Source organism: Collinsella sp. TF10-11AT (assembly GCF_003437565.1).
Taxonomy (GTDB): domain Bacteria; phylum Actinomycetota; class Coriobacteriia; order Coriobacteriales; family Coriobacteriaceae; genus Collinsella.
The window spans coordinates 116,527-134,685 of the sequence record NZ_QSQW01000001.1 but is presented as its reverse complement, the minus strand read 5'-3'; the positions used below and the strand labels follow the sequence as shown (position 1 = coordinate 134,685).

The following is an 18,159-nucleotide window of genomic DNA, read 5'->3' as shown; positions in this document are numbered from 1 at the left end:
TAGATCAAATGGACTTCAAGCAGAAAGCAGAGGAAAAGAAGATGAGCATGAGCAAGAACATCGCACGCCTGGCAGTAACCGCAGGCCTCACAGCGGCGTTGAGCTTCGGCGGCGTCATGGCCCCGGTCACGATGGCGTTTGCTGATGGTACGCCTGTGGCTACGACGATTGGCAATGTGACGATCAAAGATGACGACTACGCGGGTACGACCTTTAAGGGCATCAAGATTTTCTCCGCTACGGTTACGCAGGATCAGACAAGCCCCAATGTTTGGGATTCTACCGATGAGAAGACGCTGTCCGATATTAAGTGGGCATCGGATGAAGTGAGGGATGCCGTGACCGGGGAATTTAACTCGGACACGACGGACCCTTCTAAACCGAACAACATCAATGATGCTGCCGCCTGGGCGAAGTGGATTAAGACTAAGACCGAGGCTGAGTATGAGGCTGGCACCAACCAGACTACCAATCTGAACGTGGGAACGACGCTCGACAGGATCGCCAAAGCCCTGGAGAAAGTGACTGCAACTAACGCGACCACTGGCTGGAAAACCTCTACCGATGGTAAATTCAACGATCTGCCCGCTGGTTACTGGCTCTTTGTGACCGATCAGCCCGGTTCGACTAAGAGTACCAATAAGACCAATGGTAATGACGACGCGTTCACCTCACCGATTTTCACCATCGTCGGCGGCGCCGATGTAAATGCGGAGCCCAAGAAGAGCGTCCCTAAAGTGACCAAGGCCGTCATGGATGACAAGGGCGATAAATTTGTTACGGACGTTAATAAAACCGTTTTCACTGCTGCCAACAAAGCTGCCGACTCTGCCTCCGAGCAGCTGATTAAATATCAGCTTGCCGGTACTGTTGCAAGCAACATTAATACGTACAAGAAGTACAGCTACACTTTCACCGACGAGCTTCCCTGCACGATGGTGCCGAATCTTAATGGAAATAACCCGGTCGTTGAGGTCAAGATTGACAATTCAGTCGTAGATCCCGCCTGCTACAGTGCGACCTATGCCCCGGGGAAAAGCACGAATACGCTCATTGTTTCCTTCGAAAACCTCAAAGAAGCAAAGGATACGCATGGCACTTCCATCAACGTTGACGGTAGTTCGACAGTCTATGTGAACTATGAGGCAAAACTGGATGCTGGCAAGATTAACGCGGATATGCTCGGCAAGGCCCAGGTGAACAATGTCATGTTGACCTATTCCAACAACCCGCACACCGACGGTACTGGCACCACGGTCGAGCACCCCGCCTACGATTACACCTACGGTATCGATGTCACCAAGGTCGGTTCTAATGATGAAACAAAGGGACTCAAAGGTGTTGAGTTTACGCTGCAAGAGCAGGGTGATACTAACAAGTTTATCATGGCAAATGGTGTCAAGACGACCGATGGAGCAAAGGCTAAGCTGACAACTGATGACTCCGGCAAGATTAATGTTGTCGGTCTCGACGAGGGCACCTACGTCCTCACGGAGGTTACGCCCGCCCCTGGTTACAACAACTCCGCAGCAAACGGTGTGACCTTTACCATCAAGCGCGATCTTAACCAGAATGGCGGTGACGTTATCCCTAGTGCGGATTCTGCAATCAATGCAGCGAGTGGTGTCGTGAAGAACAATTCGGCTACCGCGTCTACCGGTAAGCTCAGCTTCACTATTGTCGACCAGAAGGGCACCGGCCTCCCGCTGACCGGTCTTAACGGCGTGACCTTCACTTGGATCGCTGGTGGCGCGGTGCTGTGCATCGGCGTGGCGCACCTCATCCGCAGCCGTAAGCAGGCTGAGGAGTCCGAGCAGGAGTAACGCTCGCTCACCCATCCCTTTGGCAGGTGGGATGTGATGGCCATGAGACTTGCGGACACTTTTCTCGTCCATCGACGTTCTTGCTTTGCCATTCTCTTTACGGGGCAGACTCCGCACTGGAGTCTGCCCCGTTCTTTTTGGACAACGCAGGCAGCCTCCATCGTCCGATGCGGGCTCGATCGTCATCGCGTTTCTTGACTCGTATGAGGTTCGGTTTAGGGTCCGTAGGCGCACGCGCGGTGCGGACGGTAGAAGGCATTTGCGCCGCAACAAGCGCAAATAAGAATGCCCGGGGTTCGGAGCCCGGGCATTTAACTAAAGCTGAAAACTAGGCCGCCCGCGCTCTCGTACACTTACGCGGGGTGCGTCGTTTTCTATTGACATTGTATCCCGAATCGCCCCGCCGATTCGGGACATTTTGAAAACTCAAATGCTGGCTTATCCTCGACTGGACGGTGCGGTCTAGCCGTGTTGTCGGGCGGGGGAGCCTGCTAATCGGCTATTATTTGTTTAGACAACTTGAGTTGTAGAGGAGTGACCGGCGATGGTGCAGGGCGCCAAACATATGAAGAGCAATAACGCCGCGGACAACGGCGGCTCAAGCCTTCAGCCCAAACCTCAACCAAAGCCCAAGCGCCGCCGCAAGCGACTGCCGCGCTGGGCCGATCGGCTCATCACCATCGTGATCATCCTTATTGGCGTGGGCCTTATGACCTGGCCGTGGATCTTGGACCGGCTCGAGGCCTCGGGTGTGTTCAACCAGATCAGTACCGTGTCCAGCACCGTGGACGCGCTGTCTGCCGAGGAGCGCGAGCGCATTTTGCTCCAGGCTCGCTCCTTTAACGAGCAGCTGGCGGGCGAGGCCACCGAGCTCCCCGCCGACCAGATTGAGCCCTACGCCCAGCAGCTCATCTTTGACCGCGACCCCATGATGAGCTGGGTCGAGATCCCCTCCATCGATGTGAGCATGCCCATCTACCACGGCACGAGCGAAGAAGTCCTCATGGCGGGCGTCGGCCACCTGGAGGGCACGAGCCTGCCGGTGGGCGGCACCTCGACGCATTGCGTGCTCACCGCGCACTCGGGCATGCGCAACCTGAGCATGTTCGACGACATTCACTCGCTGGAGCCCGGCGACCTGGTGCTGCTGCACACCATGAACAAGACGCTCGCCTACAAGATGGTGGACTCCGAGGTGGTGCTGCCCGAGGAGATGGAGTCGCTGACCATCGAGCCCGGCGCCGACAAGGTGACGCTCGTCACCTGCACGCCCTACGGCGTGAACGACCATCGCCTGCTGGTGCATTGCGTGCGCACCAAGTACAACAAGAAGGACGTCGACAAGCAAAAGTCGCTGGCCGGTCGCCACTGGGGCAAGCGCGAGTTTGCCGTGCTCATTGTGGTCGTGGCCATTGTGCTGTTGCTGCTGGACATCGTGATCCACGCGGTCCGCAAGCGCCGCAAGGCCAAGGCCTCAGCATAGGGCATTCTCCAGAACCACCACAATGGGGGCAGGCACCTTTGTGGTGGTCGGGACTTCCAAACCATCACAACATTCGATGAAAATCGCGATTTTGGCGAAAAGCGTCGAATGTTGCGATGGTTTTCGTTGTGGGCGGGACGGTTTTCGTTGTGGGCGACGCGGTTTTCGCTATGGACGGTGCGGTTTCGCTGCAGAACCGCCAGCCCGCCGCCTGCCAACCCGCCGCCCTCGTTACGTTTTCGCTGCATTTGGGTAAAGCGCCTGCTCCAAGCGGCATTGCCTTGTATACTAGAGCGGTTTATCTGTTATGCGGAAGGGAGCGCCTATGGCACTCAGCGAGAAAGACGTGCGCGGCATCGCCGAGTACGCAAAGATCGCACTGACCGATGACGAGCTCACCCAGATGACGTCCTACATGAACGACGCCGTCCAGATGCTCGAGCCCGTCTTGCAATATGACTTGCCCGACGTGGAGCCCACGTTCCATCCCATCGGAAGCCTGTCCAACGTGATGGGCGATGACCTGCGCGAGCCCGAGCGCGACCTGCCGCTCGACGTTGCGCTCGAAAACGCCGGCAGCGCGCGCGACCGCTACTTCCGCGTGCCGTCCATTTTGGGAGAGGGGGAGAGCGAGTAATGGCGCAGAGCTTCGATTCCCTTACCGCCGCCCAGATCGCCGCGGGCGTTGCCGCCGGCGACTTTACCGCTACCGAGGTGGCCCAGGCCTCCCTTGCCGTCATCGAGGCGCGCGAGGACGGGGTCCAGGCATTCCTGCAGGTGGCGCCCGAGCTTGCGCTCGAGGCCGCCGCGCGCGTGGATGCCGACCGCGCTGCAGGCAAGCCGCTGCCCCCGCTCGCGGGCGTGCCGCTGGCCATCAAGGACAACATGAACCTCGTGGGCACGCGCACCACCTGCGCTTCCCGCATGCTCGAGAACTACCAGAGCGTCTACACCGCCACCTGCGTCCAGCGCATGCTCGATGCCGGCTGCCTGCCCATGGGCAAGGCCAACATGGACGAGTTTGCCTTTGGCAGCTCCACCGAGAGCTCGGCGTTCCACCGCACCAACAACCCCTGGGATACCGAACGCGTGCCCGGCGGCTCCTCGGGCGGCTCCGCTGCCGCCGTCGCCGCGGGCGAGGTCGCGCTCTCGCTGGGCTCGGACACCGGCGGCTCCATTCGCCAGCCGGCGTCGCTGTGCGGCGTGGTGGGCTTTAAGCCCACGTATGGCGCCGTGAGCCGTTACGGCGTGGTTGCCTTTGGCTCGTCGCTCGACCAGGTGGGTCCCTTTGGCCGCACGGTCGAGGATGTCGCGCTGGCCATGAACGCGCTTACCGGCGCGGGCCACGATCCGTACGACTGCACCAGCCAGGATTGCGCCGTCGACTTTACCGAGCACCTCAACGACAGCATCGAGGGTAAGCGCGTGGGCATCATCCCCGCGTTTATGGAGGCCGAGGGCCTGACGCCCGAGGTCCGCTCCGCCGTTGAGCGCGCCGCCCAGGAGCTGCAGAACCAGGGCGCCGAGCTGGTAGAGGTCGACCTGCCGCACCTGGACGCCGCCATCGCCGCCTACTACGTCATCGGCCCGGCCGAGGCGTTCTCCAACCTGGCTCGTTTCGACGGCATTCGCTATGGCTATCAGGAGGAGGGCTGCGCCAACCTGTCCGACCAGAGCTCGCTTTCGCGTGCCCACGGTTTTGGCGCCGAGGCCAAGCGCCGTCAGATGCTCGGCGCCTACCTGCTGAGCTCGGGCGTGTACGACAAGTACTACTACGCCGCGCAAAAGGCCCGCACGCTCATCACGCAGGACTATGACGCCGCGTATGCCAAGGTGGACACCATCCTCATGCCCGCCTCGCCGCGCACGGCCTTTAAGTTTGGCGAGATCAGCGACCCCACGCAGATGTACCTCTCCGATCTGTACACCATCTCGCTCAACATCTGCGGTAACGGTGGCATTTCGGTGCCGCTGGGCCTGGGCGAGGATACTCAGCTGCCCGTTTCTGCCCAGCTGGTGGGACCTGCCTTTAAAGACCGTCAGCTGCTTACGTTTGCCCGCGCCCTGGAGCGCGGCTTTGCCGATGCCGCCACGGGTGCGCCCGCGCTTTCTGTCGCGCCCGATTTTGCCGGGAAGGGAGGCGAGCTGTAATGAAGGAGCTATCCGAGGTCCTGCAGGATTGGGAGGCCGTGATCGGCCTGGAAATCCATACCGAGCTCACCGCACTCGATACCAAGATGTTCTGCAACTGCAAGCTCAGCCACGATGACGAACCCAACGCCAACGTGTGCCCGGTATGCCTGGGCCTGCCCGGTGCGCTGCCGGTGCCCAACAAGCGCGCCATCGAGAGCATCGTCAAGGCCGGTCTCGCCACCAACTGCGAGATCCAGCGCCACTCGATGTTCTACCGCAAGCACTACTTCTATCCCGATATGGCCAAGAACTTCCAGACCACGCAGGGCCCGGTCGCCTTTGCCATGTACGGTCACCTGGACCTGGACGTGACCGGTCGCGGTGCCGCCGAGCGCCCCGACTGCGCGTTTGGCGAGGCCGAGGCCCAGAGCCTGGCGAGCGCCTCGGCCAATGCCGAGGGCCTGTCCACGTCCATGACGTCGACCATGCGCGAAGGCAATCAGCGCGCCGGCCACCTGGCCAGCTATGACGCGTCCAACCTGCAGATGCCCGAGCGTCGCGAGGACGGTTCCTACACGGTGCCCATCCGCATCCTGCGCATCCACATGGAGGAGGACGCCGCCAAGATGGTGCACGTGGGCGGTGCCGAGGGCCGTATTACCGCCGCTGCCGAGTCGCTCGTCGACTACAACCGCTGCGGCACGCCGCTGATTGAGCTCGTCACCGAGCCCGATCTGCGCACGCCCGAGGAGGCTCGCCTGTTTATGGAGAAGCTCCGTCGCATCTTTGTGACGCTGGGCATTTCGGACTGCTCCATGGAGAAGGGTTCCATGCGCTGCGACGGCAACGTGTCGCTGCGCCGCCGCGGCGAGACCAAGCTGGGTACCAAGACCGAGCTCAAGAACCTCAACTCGTTTAAGAGCCTGCATGACGGCCTTGCCTATGAGATTTGTCGTCAGGCCGAGGTGCTGGAGGAGGGCGGTATCATCTATCAGGAGACCCGCCACTGGGAGCCCAGCCGTAAACGCACCGTGGTCATGCGTGTGAAGGAGACGGCCGACGACTATCGCCTGTTTCCCGATCCCGACCTGGCGCCGTTCGATCTGGACGACGAGTTCATCGACCGCTGCCGAGGCGAGATCCCCGAGCTGCCCGATGCCAAGCGCGCTCGTTTTGAGACTGACTTTGGCATTAAGGCGGCCGATGCCGAGCAGATTGCCGGCGACCCGGAGTTTGCCGAGTTCTTTGAGGCCGCCGCTGCCGGTATGGCCGGCAAGGAGGCCCAGACGGTTGCAAACCTGCTGGTGAACGAGATGATCGCCTACCTTAAGGGCGCGGGCGTCTCGCTGGCTGAGTCCGGCATCGCGCCGGCTCAGGTGGCGGCACTCGGCAAGCTGCTGGCGACCGATGCCATCAGCTCCAACCAGGCTCACGAGGTCTTTGAGGCCATGGCCCAGACCGGCGACGACCCCAACAAGATCGTCGACGAGCGCGGTATGCGTCAGGTGAGCGATGCCGGCGCGCTGCAGCCGATCGTGGACGAGGTACTGGCTAACTGTGCCGATCAGGCACAGCAGTATCGTGACGGCAACCAGAAGGTCATCGGCTTTTTGGTGGGCCAGTGCATGAAGGCGAGCCGCGGCAAGGGCAACCCCAAGCTCTTCAACGAGTTGCTGAGAACGTCGCTCTCGTAAGCGGGAACCGAGGGGCCGGGCGCAGGGCCTTGCCTCTCAATTTCGGACAGTCCTGACTCACGACGGAGGCGCCACTGGCGCCTCCTGTTCGTGCGGAACTCATTGAGAAGCAAGGCCCTGCGCCCGGCCCCTCGGTTCCGTGACGACTCGGCCGTTCGGGTCAGGCGGGGCTGAATGGAATTTGGTGAATGAGGGCGCCGATGGCGCCCTCATTCTTTATATATGTTGGGAGCGCCAGGTGGTGGGGGTGGTGCCGGTGTGTTGCTTGAAGGCTTGGGCGAAGGCGGCCTGCTGAGGGTAGCCTAGACGCTCTGCCACCTGCGCTATCGTGAGCGAGCTATCGGCCAAAAGGTCCTGTGCTCGCTCCATACGGCGTCTGCGAATGTAGGCGCCCAGGGATTCGCCAGTTTGGGCCTTAAAGGTGGCGCATAGTTTGGAGCGGCTTGTGTAGAGCCTCTCGGCCACCTCGTTGATACCCACACGCCTGCCTTTGTCGAGCGCGCGCTCAATCATTGCCGTCGCTTCTTCGGCAATGGTTATGCTGACGCGTGTGTTCGCCGCCTGCCGTGCCTGCTTGTGGGCCGCGCGCGAACAGGCGAGCTCCGCGACCATGGTCTCCACGATGCCCTGCATATAGACGTGTCCGCCTACGGTGCGGGCGCGTTCCTCGTTAATCCGGCGCAGCGTGTGGCAGATGGCAGACGTCGCTTCCTCGTGCCATGACTCGGCAAACGCCTCAAAGATTCCCGCGAACTCGGTGGGATAGCGGTGCTCCAGTTCGTCAAAATATCCAGGCAAAAAGAGTACCGAGCGCGAGTGATAAAGCTCCCCCGCAAACAGCGGGCTTAATTCCTCGCCACAGCTATCTTGGATAAAGCTGCAAACGGCATTGTTTGGCCACGGTCCATGCAATGGTTTGAGGTTCGCGGGCGTTATGCCAGCCTCGGGCATGCATGTAAGTGTGGGCGCGCTGACTTCGCTCACGCAAGCGTATGGCTCGGGTGTGTATTCGGCCAGGTACATATCGTGCGTCGGGGTGATGAAATGCTCCATGACGATGCAGGCAGGGGAGAGAGGCATGATCCATGCGCGTCCGTGCGCTCGATCGTTTGCCACCTCGCCGGTAAAGACGGCGCCCTTGCCAGTAAGCTCCAGGCCAAACTGCTCAAACTGCGGTGCGTAGAGCTCGGTTATGTCGGTCGCTGCCCGCCGTATTTGCAAAAGCGTCCCCTTCCTTTGCAGAAACGTCCACGCCTGGCTCGATTGTGAGCCTTGGCTAACACGCCCATGATAAGTTTCTTACGGTTAACTCTCAAGCCGTTAGAAAGGAATCTCATGGCAAAGGGATCGAAAAAGGAAGGTGGCGGCATCGGCGAGCTACTTGCATATGCTGGTGACCGTAAATTCCTAACGTATTTGGGCATGGCCCTCTCGGCGTTCTCGCAGCTGTTGAGCTTTGGCCCGTACGTGTGCATCTGGCTTGTTGCGCGAGACCTGATCGCTGTGACGCCTAACTGGAGCGAGGCCGCCGACATCGCGATGTATGGTTGGTGGGCTGTGGGTTTTGCCCTGGCAAGCATCGTGGTCTATTTCGTGGGACTCATGTGCACGCACCTGTCCGCGTTTCGCTGCGCATCCAATATCCGCAAGGCTACGAGCGAGCATCTGCTTAAGCTGCCGCTCGGCTACTTTGACACGCACGCCACCGGTGAGCTGCGCCGTATCGTAGACGGATGCGCCGCCTCCACCGAAACGCTGCTCGCGCACATGCTGCCCGATATCGCCGGCGCCACTGCCATGGTCGCGGGCCTGCTTGTGCTGCTATTTGCCCTCGATTGGCGTTTGGGCGCGGCATGCTTAATCTCGGTCGTCGTTTCGTTTTGCGCCATGGCCACCATGATGAGCGGCAAGGGCGCCGAGTTTATGAAGGCCTACATGGGCGCGCTGGTCAAGATGAACAAGACCGGCACCGAATACGTGCGCGGCATCCCCGTGGTCAAGGTGTTCCAGCAGACGGTCTACTCCTTTAAGGCGTTTCACGATGCGATCGCCGAATACGCCGACATGGCGCAAAGCTATGCGGGTACGTTCTGCCGAGGCCCGCAGGTGCTCAACCTTACCGCGCTCAATGGCCTCGTGGCATTTCTTTTGCCCGTGGCGTTGCTGTTGGCGCCGGGCGAGACGGACTTCGCGCACTTTATGGTCAACTTCACGTTTTACGCGATATTTTCGGCCGTGGTACCGACGGCCATGACCAAGCTCATGTTTGTGGGCGAGGCCTTTCAGATGAGTGCCGATTCGCTGGCTCGCATTCGAAGCGTCATGGATTCCAAGCAGCTCTCCGTGCCCACGCAACCCAAGCACCCTGCCGGCGGCGACGTGCGATTTGAGGACGTGAGCTTTACGTACGAGGGTGCCGAAGCACCTGCCGTTAGCCATGTAAGTTTCAGCGTTCCCGCTGGTAATGCCCTTGCGCTAGTGGGTCCTTCGGGCGGCGGCAAGTCAACCTGCGCAAGCCTGATTCCTCGTTTTTGGGATGTTTCCTCGGGTCGAGTGCTCGTAGGCGGTGTGGACGTTCGCGATATGGATCCGCACGAGCTTATGGACCAGGTCGCCTTCGTGTTCCAGACCAACCAGCTGTTCCGGCAAACACTTGCCGATAACGTGCGCGCTTCCAAGCCTACGGCCACTGACGACGAAGTGCGTGCGGCCCTCTCCGCAGCTCAGTGCGACGACATTGTGGCCAAGCTTCCACAGGGCATCAATACCATGCTCGGTGCCGGCGGAGCATATCTTTCGGGCGGCGAGGTCCAGCGCGTGGCACTTGCCCGCGCGATCCTTAAAGACGCGCCCATCGTGGTGCTCGATGAGGCCACGGCGTTTGCCGACCCCGAGAACGAGGCACTCATCCAGCGCGCCTTTAGCAAGCTGGCGGCGGGTCGTACGGTCATTATGATCGCGCACCGACTCTCGACTGTAGTGGGCGCAGATCAAATCGTGGTGCTCAACCAGGGTAGCGTGCAGGAGACTGGCACCCATGCCGAGTTGCTGTCCCAAGAGGGTCTGTATGCCAAGATGTGGGCCGAATACGAACGGGCCGCGAGCTGGAAGATCACTGCTGCCGCGGATGCCGCCGTCACGAAGGGAGGCGAGGCCTAAATGTTCGCCTCATTCCAAAAGAAGTATTTCCTATCCGATAAAGGCGTCGCCGGCGTAAAACGCGGCATTTTCTGGACCACGCTCACCAATCTCATCATCATGGCCGGCATGGGCTTTTTATTCCTGGTCATGTCCGGCTTTGTCGAACATCTCGCCACCGGCGCCGATCTGCCGAGTGCACTGCCTATCGTGGGCGGTCTCATTATCTTTTTTGCGCTGCTCTTTGCCTCTAACTGGCAGCAGTATTACTACGCCTACTGCATCTTTTACGAGGAGTGCGGCAAGCAGCGCATGGGGATTGCCGAGCGCTTGCGCAAACTGCCGTTGTCGTTTTTCGGCCGTCGTGATCTGGCCGATCTAACCGAAACCATCATGGGCGACGTTCAGACTATGGAGCATGCCTACAGTCATGTGCTGGGAGAGCTTTGGGGTGCCATCATCGCAAGTGCCATCGTGTTCGTGGCGTCGCTGTTCTTTTGCTGGCAGCTGGCGATTGCGGCGTTTTGGAGCGTGCCCGTGGCCTTTGCCGTGCTGTATCTGACACGCGGGCCCATGACCCCGGTGTTCGACCGCGTGCGCGCCGAGAAGGTCAAGGTCACCGAGGCGATCCAGGAGACGCTCGACTGCGTGCGCGAGATCCGCGCCACCAACCAGGAGGCCCATTATCTTGAGGGGCTCAACGTCGTGATCGATGCCGAGGAGCGCGAGACCACCAAAGGCGAGCTCGCCAACGGGCTTTTGGTCAACTCCGCCTTTGCCATCCTGCGCCTGGGGATTGCCACCACGTTGGTCACGGGCGCTGCGATGGTCGCCTCCGGCCAGGTCGACTTTTTGGTGATGTTTGCCTTCCTGCTTATGGTGAGCCGCATCTATGCGCCCTTTGATCAGGCGCTGATGCTGATGTCCGAGCTGTTTGCCGCCGAGTCGTCGGCCAAGCGCATGCGTTCCATCATGGAAGAGCCCGTGGCGCGGGGCAGCGAGCAGTTTGAGCCCGTAGGCCACGATGTGGTGTTCAATCACGTGGCATTTGGCTATGGTGCGGGCGAGGACGGCCGCGCCGGCGAGAAAGTTCTTACCGATGTGAGCTTTACCGCCAAGGAAGGCGAGGTCACGGCACTGGTCGGTCCTTCGGGCTCCGGTAAGTCCACGGTGAGCCGCCTGGCCGCGCGCTTTTGGGATGCCACCGCGGGCAAGGTTACCGTGGGCGGCGTGGATGTTGCGAGCGTGGATCCCGAGGTGTTGCTGCGCGACTACGCCATTGTGTTCCAAGACGTGCTGCTCTTTGACGACACGGTGATGGGAAACATCCGCCTCGGGCGTCGTGGCGCCACCGATGAGCAAGTGCTTGCGGCTGCGCGCGCCGCCAACTGCGACGAGTTTGTGAGCCGCATGCCGCAGGGCTACAACACCATGATCGGCGAGAACGGCTCCAAGCTGTCCGGCGGCGAGCGCCAGCGCATCTCCATCGCCCGTGCGCTGCTCAAAGATGCGCCGATCGTGCTGTTGGACGAGGCGACGGCGAGCTTGGATGTGGAGAACGAGACCGTGGTTCAGCAGGCGCTCTCCCGTCTGCTTGCAGGTAAGACGGTTATCGTTATTGCCCACCGTATGCGTACGGTGGAAAATGCCGACAAAATCGTTGTACTCAAGGATGGTGTGGTTGCCGAGCAGGGCACTCCGGCGCAGCTCAAGGCGGCAGGTGGAGAATTCGCCCGCATGGTGGCGCTGCAAAAGGAAGCAGCTACCTGGCAGTTGTAAGAAGGGGCAAAGGGACAGTCTCTTTGTCACATTGACAATCGGTTACTCCGCATCGTTAATTTTCAAAAGGTTAGCCATGGCTGACCTAGATAGTTAGATAAAATTGAGATATTTCAAAAGCGTGCTCGAGCAAACTTGTTTACTCGGGTGCTGAGGCACCATGCCGCGTCCAATGCGGCAAAAGGGAGAGACATCATGAAGAAGTCCACGTTCAACACCCTGCTTGTTGGTGGCGGTTTTCTGCTTGGTACGGCTGGCATCAAGCTGCTCACCAGCGCTCCGGTAAAGAACGCCTGCGTGCAGGGTATCGCGTGCGGCATGCGCATCAAGAACGGCTACCAGGACATGGTCGAGCAGGCCAAGGCTAATGTCGACGACATGGTTGCCGAGGCGGCCTACATCACCCAGAGCGAGGCCGCTGCTGACGAGGCAGCCGAGTAACGCTCCCAGGCACAAACTATGAGATTCTCGATTATCAGCGAGATCCCCGGCAGGACCCGTCTTCAATTGGCGGGTCCTGTGCCAGAGAGCGATCTCGATGCACTTCTTAAGCTCAGCGGCGATATCGACGGCGTGCACAAGGTGCGCGTATATGGCCGCATCGGTCAGATGGCGCTCGAATATGACGAGCGGTGTCGTGCGGGCGTGCTCGACGCCTTGGGCGCGCTCGATGCCCAGGCCATTGCCGACGCAAAGACGGGTTACGTGATGCAGCTTGAGCCGCGCAAGCACAAACTCGTTATGGACCTGGCGACACTCGTCGGCGCCCACTACGCGCGCCGCTGGTTCTTGCCGACGCCTCTGCGTGCGGTGTTTGTCGTGGCCGGTTACATGGCATTTTTGCGCGCTGCCCTTCATGAGCTGGCGCAGCCGCGCCTGACCGTTCCCGTGCTCGACGCTTCGGCCATCGGCATTTCGTTCGTCAAGCGTGATGTCGACACCGCGGGCCAGACAATGTTCCTGCTCAACGTGGGCGAGCTGCTCGAGGACTACACCCGCGCCATGAGCGAAAACGAGCTCATCAACTCGCTGCTCGATGTACCCGACAAGGCGCAAAAGGTCGTCGGCGATACCGAGGTAAGCGTTGCTGCGACCGAGCTCGAGCCCGGCGATCTGGTCGCCGTGCGCACTGGCATGTCCATTTGCATCGACGGTGTCGTCGAGCAGGGGAGCGCTATGGTCAACCAGGCGACCCTGACCGGCGAGCCGCTGGCCGTCGAGCGCAGCGTGGGCGACGACGTGTTCGCCGGTACCGTCGTGGAGGACGGCAGCATCTTGGTGCGTGTGCGCGCCAATACGGCGCAAACCAAACTGCGCTCAATTGTCTCGCTCGTGCAGACGGCCGACTCGCTCAAGTCCGAGGGCCAGTCGCATATGGAGGACCTTGCCAACAAGATCGTCCCGTGGAACTTCCTGCTCGCGGGCCTGGTTGCGCTTACCACCCGCAGCCTCATCAAGACCTCGGCGGCGCTGATGGTCGACTACTCGTGTGCACTCAAGCTCACGGGTTCCGTTGCCGTCATGACCGCTATGAGCGATGCTGCCAAGATGGGCGTCATGGTCAAGGGCGCGAAGTACTTTGAGTCGTTTGCCAAGGCCGATACCATTGTGTTTGATAAGACCGGCACGCTCACCGAGGCGCAGCCGCGCCTGGCTTGCGTGCTGACGACCGATGGCTGGAGCAAGGACGAGGTCCTGCGCCTTTCAGCCTGCCTGGAGGAGCATTTCCCGCATCCGGTGGCGCGCGCAGTCGTCAATGCTGCTCGCGAGCGTGGGCTCGAGCACCGCGAGCGCCATGCCGCCGTCGAGTACATCGTGGCGCACGGCATCGCTTCGTCCATCGAAGGGCGTCGCGCCATCATCGGTTCCGCGCACTTTGTATTTGAGGACGAGAGTGCGCAGCTCGATTCCGACATTAAGGAACGCATTGAGTCCCAGATGCAGGGCCTGTCGCCGCTGTACCTGGCGGTCGACGGCAAGGTCGTCGGCGTGCTCGGCATCGAGGACCCGCTTAAGCCCGGGGTCCGCGAGGCCATCGCCGACCTGCACGCGTTGGGCGTCAAGCACGTGGTCATGCTCACGGGCGATTCCGAGCGCACGGCCGAGCGCATTGCGCGAGAGGCGGGGGTCGACGAGTTTAAGGCCGAGCTGCTGCCCGAGGACAAGTACGCGTATGTGGAGCGCATTAAGGGCGAGGGGCGCCATGTTGCCATGGTGGGCGACGGCGTCAACGATTCGCCGGCGCTCGGTTTGGCCGACGTGGGCCTGGCGATGGGTGGCGGAAGCGACATCGCCAAGGAGGTCGCCGACATCATCCTGACCGATACGGACCTCGCGGCGATTGTTCGCCTGCGCCGCATGAGCCAGGGCCTCATTGATCGTCTGACGAGTTCCTATTCTAAGGTGATGCTTACCAACTCAGCACTCTTGGCACTGGGCATTACCGGCACGATTACCCCGCAAGCGTCGTCGCTGCTGCACAACGGCTCGACGATTGCCTACAGCCTGAGCAACGCGAAGGCTTACCTGCGTTAGCAGACGTGTTCGCCCACGTTATCTGGCCTGCGCCCAGACGGCATTGGTGTCGTCTGGGCGCAGGCCTTTTGCGTTTGACCATGTGCTAGCTTCTCTATATAGTGTTGCTAGCAGGGCTAGCAATTGAAGGGAGCGGGATCGACGTGGGTGCTGTTAGCGGCATGGCGCAGGTGAACGTTCGCGTAGATCGCCAGGTCAAGAACCGTGCCGAGGAGGTGCTGCGGCTTTCGGGCGGGTCACTGCCCGAGCTCATCAAAAAGGTGGTGGCCAAGGTCGCGCAGGGTGGCGGGCAGTGCGAGGAAGTGCTTGCGGCCGTCGACGACCGGCAGCAGACCGTCGCGCCCGATACTCCGTTCGCCGCATCATGGGCGGCGGCAGATCAGCTTTACGCGGACCTGGGCATCGCTACGTCGCCCGTATCCGACGATCGCGGTTGGGAAACAATCTATTCCGAAGCCATGGACGAGCACTATCGCCAAAAGGGGATGATCCTGTGAGCGGGGCTCCCCTCAAAATAATGGTGGATGCCAACGTATGGGTTGATTCGTTTTGCGCCGACCATGCCGAGTCGCTTGCCGCGCGTGCGTTTATTGGGCGGGCGACGGAATCGGGCGCAACGTTGTTCTTTCCGGTGCATATCGCCAAGGACGTGCTGTACGTTGTCCAACACGAGCTGAAGCGTAGCGTTCTTGCCAGCGGGGGAGTGCTCAACGAGGCATCTGCCCGTGCAATTGGCGATGCGGCGTTGGCGTTTGTTCGGAACATGACCGAAAACGCCACGGCCGTGGGTGCAGATGCGTCGGACCTTTGGCTGGCCGACAAATACTTAGCGCTCCATCGCGATTACGAGGACAACTTGGTACTCGCCGCATGCAAACGCGCACAGGTTGATTACTTGGTAACTAACGATCGCAAACTGCTCGAACATGCCGATCTTGCAGCAAAGACCCCGCGCCAAATAATGCCGATTCTGGCTTTGGCCGAACGTGGTGGCGTGGCAATCGGTTAACGCGAACTGTTTGCGGGCCTCTTGGACGACGATGCGCCAAGGGGCCCGCGTCTGCTATTTACAAAAGCTCGGCCTTGATGGTGGGACTTTCTGCGAGCTGCTCGGCTGCCTTTTCGTTGGAGCTGTCGAGTGCTGCCAGACTGCGGTAGACCCACTCGTTGACCTGGGTGTTCTTGACGCCTGCGGTCTGCATAAGGGCGCCTACCTCGCGGATTGCTGCGAACAGATCGGCCTTGGGACCCGCGAGCTCGACCTCGATACCGTGGTAGGCGGCCACGCCGCGGTTCTCACTCACGTGGTCGATAAAGCCCTCGACGGTCTCAAGCTGCTGAGTGAGAGCTGCATCATCGTCAACGTCCAGCGCGACGAGTGCGTTCGATACCGTGAGGGCGGGATGTCCGCAGGGGACAAAGCCCTCGATGACATCCATAGCTTCGGTAATGGTTGAGCCCAGGCCTGCGAGGGCATTGACGAGTTGCTGCTTGGTATCCATAACGGTCCTTTCGACGGGTCAATTTTGCTTGGCGAAAATATACGTGACGCGATCGGTAACAAAAGTGCGAAGTGCGGCGCACATTGGGGTCTTCACAGCTCGTGCATAGAACAGCTGTCCGCTTTCAGAACGTGGTAAGATAACACTCCACAAGCGGGGCTCGCCCCGTATGTTCCTTGAAAAGTCGACGGTTATCGGGTGTTTGCAGGCCCGATACCATCCAGACTTTCCCAACATTCGGGGGCGACTGGTTTCGACACGATAGCTCTGAGAGAGGAAGCAAGCCGAGGTCTCCTCGCCTCGTTAAACAGGGGTACCGTCAAATTGAATTGACAACAACTCTTCTTTTGAGCCTATGGCTCTCGCTGCTTAATTTATAGCGGCGCGTCAACCCGGTGATTTCCCCGACACCGGTGCGACGTCATGTTAGGGGAATGCTCCTGCGCACGTAATCGGTATGGCGCAGGCTAAGATCGAACCGGTTGGGATGCTGCGAGCGTGTCGCTGCGCGCAAAGCGTCCGAGACTAAACCAGCGACTGAGCTTGGAGATGCCAATCAGGGGGCTTTCGTGGACCGGAGTTCGATTCTCCGCGCCTCCACCATTGGATTATTAGACGAACCCTTTTCGGGGTTCGTCTTTTTTTGTGGCATGAAATCGTCATCCCAAAAATCGAAGGCGAAATAAAGATTCAGCTGTTCCCCGTCAACTTCAATCATCCTTATAAACGTTTCGATTATCTGCTCGGTGTCCGGCTCTTCGGCTAGGTGATCTAGCCATGACGTTAGCGCTTCTTCGGTCAGCGCCGCGCCTTCCCTCGCCTGAGCTTCGCGCAGGTCTGTTTCTAAGGCCGCTTTCTGCTCTCTGAGCATGTCCACGCGCTCTTTACCACCTGGGGGCGCTATGCCGTCTTCGATAGCCTGCCAAATGCGCTCAAACGCAGCGTCAATGCGCTTTATCTCGCGCTCTATCTGCTTACTTGCAGGCTCGATTTCATCTTCTTTTTCGTCGTTGTATAGCACCATGCCTTCGATGATGCGTTTGCGCATGTCTTCCTGCTTGACCGTCTCATATATGGCATCAAGCACGGCATCTTCTATCACGTCGCGCCGAAGCGTTCGGCGGCATTTCTTGCAGCGGTAATAGTGATATACGCGGCCTGTCTTAGATGTGCCGCTTGTGCCTGTGTAAAACTGGCCGCACTCTGGACACCATAGCTTGCCGCTCAGCGGATAATCGTCCGTTGTGGCGGTCTTGCTGTGCTTTCTGCCGTTTGTCTTGAGGATGCTGTTGATCATGTCTTGCTCTTCGCGCGACCAGAGCGCAGGCATACCGTCTTCGATGCGCACGCCTGCGTAATCGTATACGCCGCAATTCTGCTCACGCTTAAGCAGCTTTGTAATTGTGGCATGCGTCAATGGCTTACCGCGCTTGCCGCGTTCCCCTGCTACTGCTCGCGTAATTTCGGCAACGGTGGAGCCTGAGCAGAGCATGTTTTTCATGCGCCGCATCACGGCGGCTTCACGTTCGTTGATCTGATAATAGCCGTCTACGATGTCCCAACCGTAGTGAGTACGACCGTTCGCCATGCCGCGAGCCGCGTTCTTCTGGATGCCGTCGCGTATGCGCTCGCTGTCGATGGCGCTTTCCCATTCTGCCAGCACTTCCAGCATTCCAAGATTCAAAACGCGTGTTGAGCCTTCGCCCAGGCTTTCACCGGCGTAAAGGATTTCAACGCCAGCTTTGCGCAAGCGTATACGCGCGAGCGCCATTTCGTCGCGATTGCGCATGATGCGCGTAACTTTGTAAATCACGACGTAATCAAAGATGCCAAGTTTTGCATCTTCCATCATGCGCTGAAATTCCAGGCGCTTAACGTCGCGGCCTGTTTGCGCATAATCGCTATAGACGCGCACAACGTCAAGGCCATTGTCTGCGCAGTATTCGCGCGATTTCTCTACCTGGATGTCAATGCTTTCGCTTCGTTGGTTATGCGAACTAAACCGCGCGTAAATCGCGGCACGTGTGCCTTTTGGCATGATAAAATCACCTTGCCTTTTGGTATTGCCCTGC

Annotated in this window: 14 protein-coding genes and 1 other RNA gene; 12 read left to right on the top strand and 3 right to left on the bottom strand. The window is 59.8% G+C overall.

Annotated features, from left to right (window positions below; translation table 11 throughout):
* Positions 1-47: 47 nt before the first annotated feature.
* The 5 genes from DXC99_RS00665 (at position 48) to gatB (ending at position 7,133) form a co-directional block, all read left to right on the top strand.
* Positions 48-1,823: a SpaA isopeptide-forming pilin-related protein gene (locus DXC99_RS00665; RefSeq protein ID WP_158551560.1), complete on the top strand. Its 1,776-nt coding sequence runs from the start codon at positions 48-50 to the stop codon at positions 1,821-1,823.
* A gap of 565 nt (positions 1,824-2,388) precedes the next feature.
* Positions 2,389-3,306 carry a class C sortase gene (locus DXC99_RS00655; RefSeq protein ID WP_158551557.1) on the top strand — a complete coding sequence of 306 codons (918 nt, stop codon included), beginning with the start codon at positions 2,389-2,391 and terminating at the stop codon, positions 3,304-3,306.
* A 325-nt stretch (positions 3,307-3,631) separates the two neighbouring features.
* Entirely contained in the window at positions 3,632-3,943 is a 312-nt protein-coding gene (gene gatC, locus DXC99_RS00650; RefSeq protein ID WP_055250987.1) for an Asp-tRNA(Asn)/Glu-tRNA(Gln) amidotransferase subunit GatC, read from the top strand.
* Positions 3,943-5,457: an Asp-tRNA(Asn)/Glu-tRNA(Gln) amidotransferase subunit GatA gene (gatA, locus tag DXC99_RS00645; protein ID WP_117628945.1), complete on the top strand. Its 1,515-nt coding sequence runs from the start codon at positions 3,943-3,945 to the stop codon at positions 5,455-5,457. The genes gatC and gatA overlap by 1 nt, the downstream gene beginning before the upstream one ends.
* The gene (gene gatB / locus DXC99_RS00640; RefSeq protein WP_117628944.1) at positions 5,457-7,133 is read left to right on the top strand and encodes an Asp-tRNA(Asn)/Glu-tRNA(Gln) amidotransferase subunit GatB; all 1,677 of its coding nucleotides are present in this window, start codon (positions 5,457-5,459) and stop codon (positions 7,131-7,133) included. Before gatA ends, gatB begins: the two co-directional genes overlap by 1 nt.
* A gap of 216 nt (positions 7,134-7,349) precedes the next feature.
* Here the strand turns inward: gatB and DXC99_RS00635 are convergent, their stop codons facing one another.
* Positions 7,350-8,354, bottom strand: a complete 1,005-nt coding sequence (locus DXC99_RS00635; RefSeq protein WP_117628943.1) for an AraC family transcriptional regulator — start codon at positions 8,352-8,354, stop codon at positions 7,350-7,352.
* 114 nt (positions 8,355-8,468) lie between these two features.
* Here DXC99_RS00635 and DXC99_RS00630 point away from each other — a divergent pair, with 114 nt between their 5' ends.
* The 6 genes from DXC99_RS00630 (at position 8,469) to DXC99_RS00610 (ending at position 15,594) form a co-directional block, all read left to right on the top strand.
* On the top strand, positions 8,469-10,292 hold the full coding sequence (locus DXC99_RS00630) for an ABC transporter ATP-binding protein (protein ID WP_199408831.1): 1,824 nt from the start codon (positions 8,469-8,471) through the stop codon (positions 10,290-10,292).
* A complete protein-coding gene (locus tag DXC99_RS00625; RefSeq protein ID WP_117628942.1) occupies positions 10,293-12,050 on the top strand; it encodes an ABC transporter ATP-binding protein in 1,758 nt (585 codons plus the stop codon).
* A 195-nt stretch (positions 12,051-12,245) separates the two neighbouring features.
* Positions 12,246-12,491, top strand: coding sequence for a DUF6110 family protein (locus tag DXC99_RS00620; protein WP_055250999.1), 246 nt, complete (start codon positions 12,246-12,248; stop codon positions 12,489-12,491).
* A gap of 78 nt (positions 12,492-12,569) precedes the next feature.
* Entirely contained in the window at positions 12,570-14,585 is a 2,016-nt protein-coding gene (locus DXC99_RS00615) for a heavy metal translocating P-type ATPase (protein WP_233505633.1), read from the top strand.
* Between the two features lie 143 nt (positions 14,586-14,728).
* Entirely contained in the window at positions 14,729-15,082 is a 354-nt protein-coding gene (locus tag DXC99_RS10320) for a hypothetical protein (protein WP_158551554.1), read from the top strand.
* A complete protein-coding gene (locus DXC99_RS00610) occupies positions 15,079-15,594 on the top strand; it encodes a type II toxin-antitoxin system VapC family toxin (RefSeq protein ID WP_158551551.1) in 516 nt (171 codons plus the stop codon). The genes DXC99_RS10320 and DXC99_RS00610 overlap by 4 nt, the downstream gene beginning before the upstream one ends.
* A gap of 58 nt (positions 15,595-15,652) precedes the next feature.
* Here DXC99_RS00610 and DXC99_RS00605 read toward each other — a convergent pair whose 3' ends face one another.
* Positions 15,653-16,087, bottom strand: a complete 435-nt coding sequence (locus tag DXC99_RS00605; protein ID WP_055251007.1) for a hypothetical protein — start codon at positions 16,085-16,087, stop codon at positions 15,653-15,655.
* 239 nt (positions 16,088-16,326) lie between these two features.
* On the opposite strand from DXC99_RS00605, the gene ssrA reads away from it, so the two are divergent.
* Positions 16,327-16,690, top strand: a transfer-messenger RNA (tmRNA) gene (gene ssrA / locus DXC99_RS00600).
* Here the strand turns inward: ssrA and DXC99_RS10315 are convergent.
* Positions 16,644-18,125 carry a recombinase family protein gene (locus DXC99_RS10315; protein ID WP_158551548.1) on the bottom strand — a complete coding sequence of 494 codons (1,482 nt, stop codon included), beginning with the start codon at positions 18,123-18,125 and terminating at the stop codon, positions 16,644-16,646. The genes ssrA and DXC99_RS10315 overlap by 47 nt on opposite strands.
* Positions 18,126-18,159 lie beyond the last annotated feature (34 nt).

Bases quoted from the DNA above. Each gene is read 5' to 3' on its own strand.
- DXC99_RS00665 (WP_158551560.1), top strand. From the start codon at position 48: ATGAGCAAGAACATCGCACGCCTGGCAGTAACCGCAGGCCTCACAGCG.
- DXC99_RS00655 (WP_158551557.1), top strand. From the start codon at position 2,389: ATGAAGAGCAATAACGCCGCGGACAACGGCGGCTCAAGCCTTCAGCCC.
- gatC (WP_055250987.1), top strand. From the start codon at position 3,632: ATGGCACTCAGCGAGAAAGACGTGCGCGGCATCGCCGAGTACGCAAAG.
- gatA (WP_117628945.1), top strand. From the start codon at position 3,943: ATGGCGCAGAGCTTCGATTCCCTTACCGCCGCCCAGATCGCCGCGGGC.
- gatB (WP_117628944.1), top strand. From the start codon at position 5,457: ATGAAGGAGCTATCCGAGGTCCTGCAGGATTGGGAGGCCGTGATCGGC.
- DXC99_RS00630 (WP_199408831.1), top strand. From the start codon at position 8,469: ATGGCAAAGGGATCGAAAAAGGAAGGTGGCGGCATCGGCGAGCTACTT.
- DXC99_RS00625 (WP_117628942.1), top strand. From the start codon at position 10,293: ATGTTCGCCTCATTCCAAAAGAAGTATTTCCTATCCGATAAAGGCGTC.
- DXC99_RS00620 (WP_055250999.1), top strand. From the start codon at position 12,246: ATGAAGAAGTCCACGTTCAACACCCTGCTTGTTGGTGGCGGTTTTCTG.
- DXC99_RS00605 (WP_055251007.1), bottom strand. From the start codon at position 16,087: ATGGATACCAAGCAGCAACTCGTCAATGCCCTCGCAGGCCTGGGCTCA.
- DXC99_RS10315 (WP_158551548.1), bottom strand. From the start codon at position 18,125: ATGCCAAAAGGCACACGTGCCGCGATTTACGCGCGGTTTAGTTCGCAT.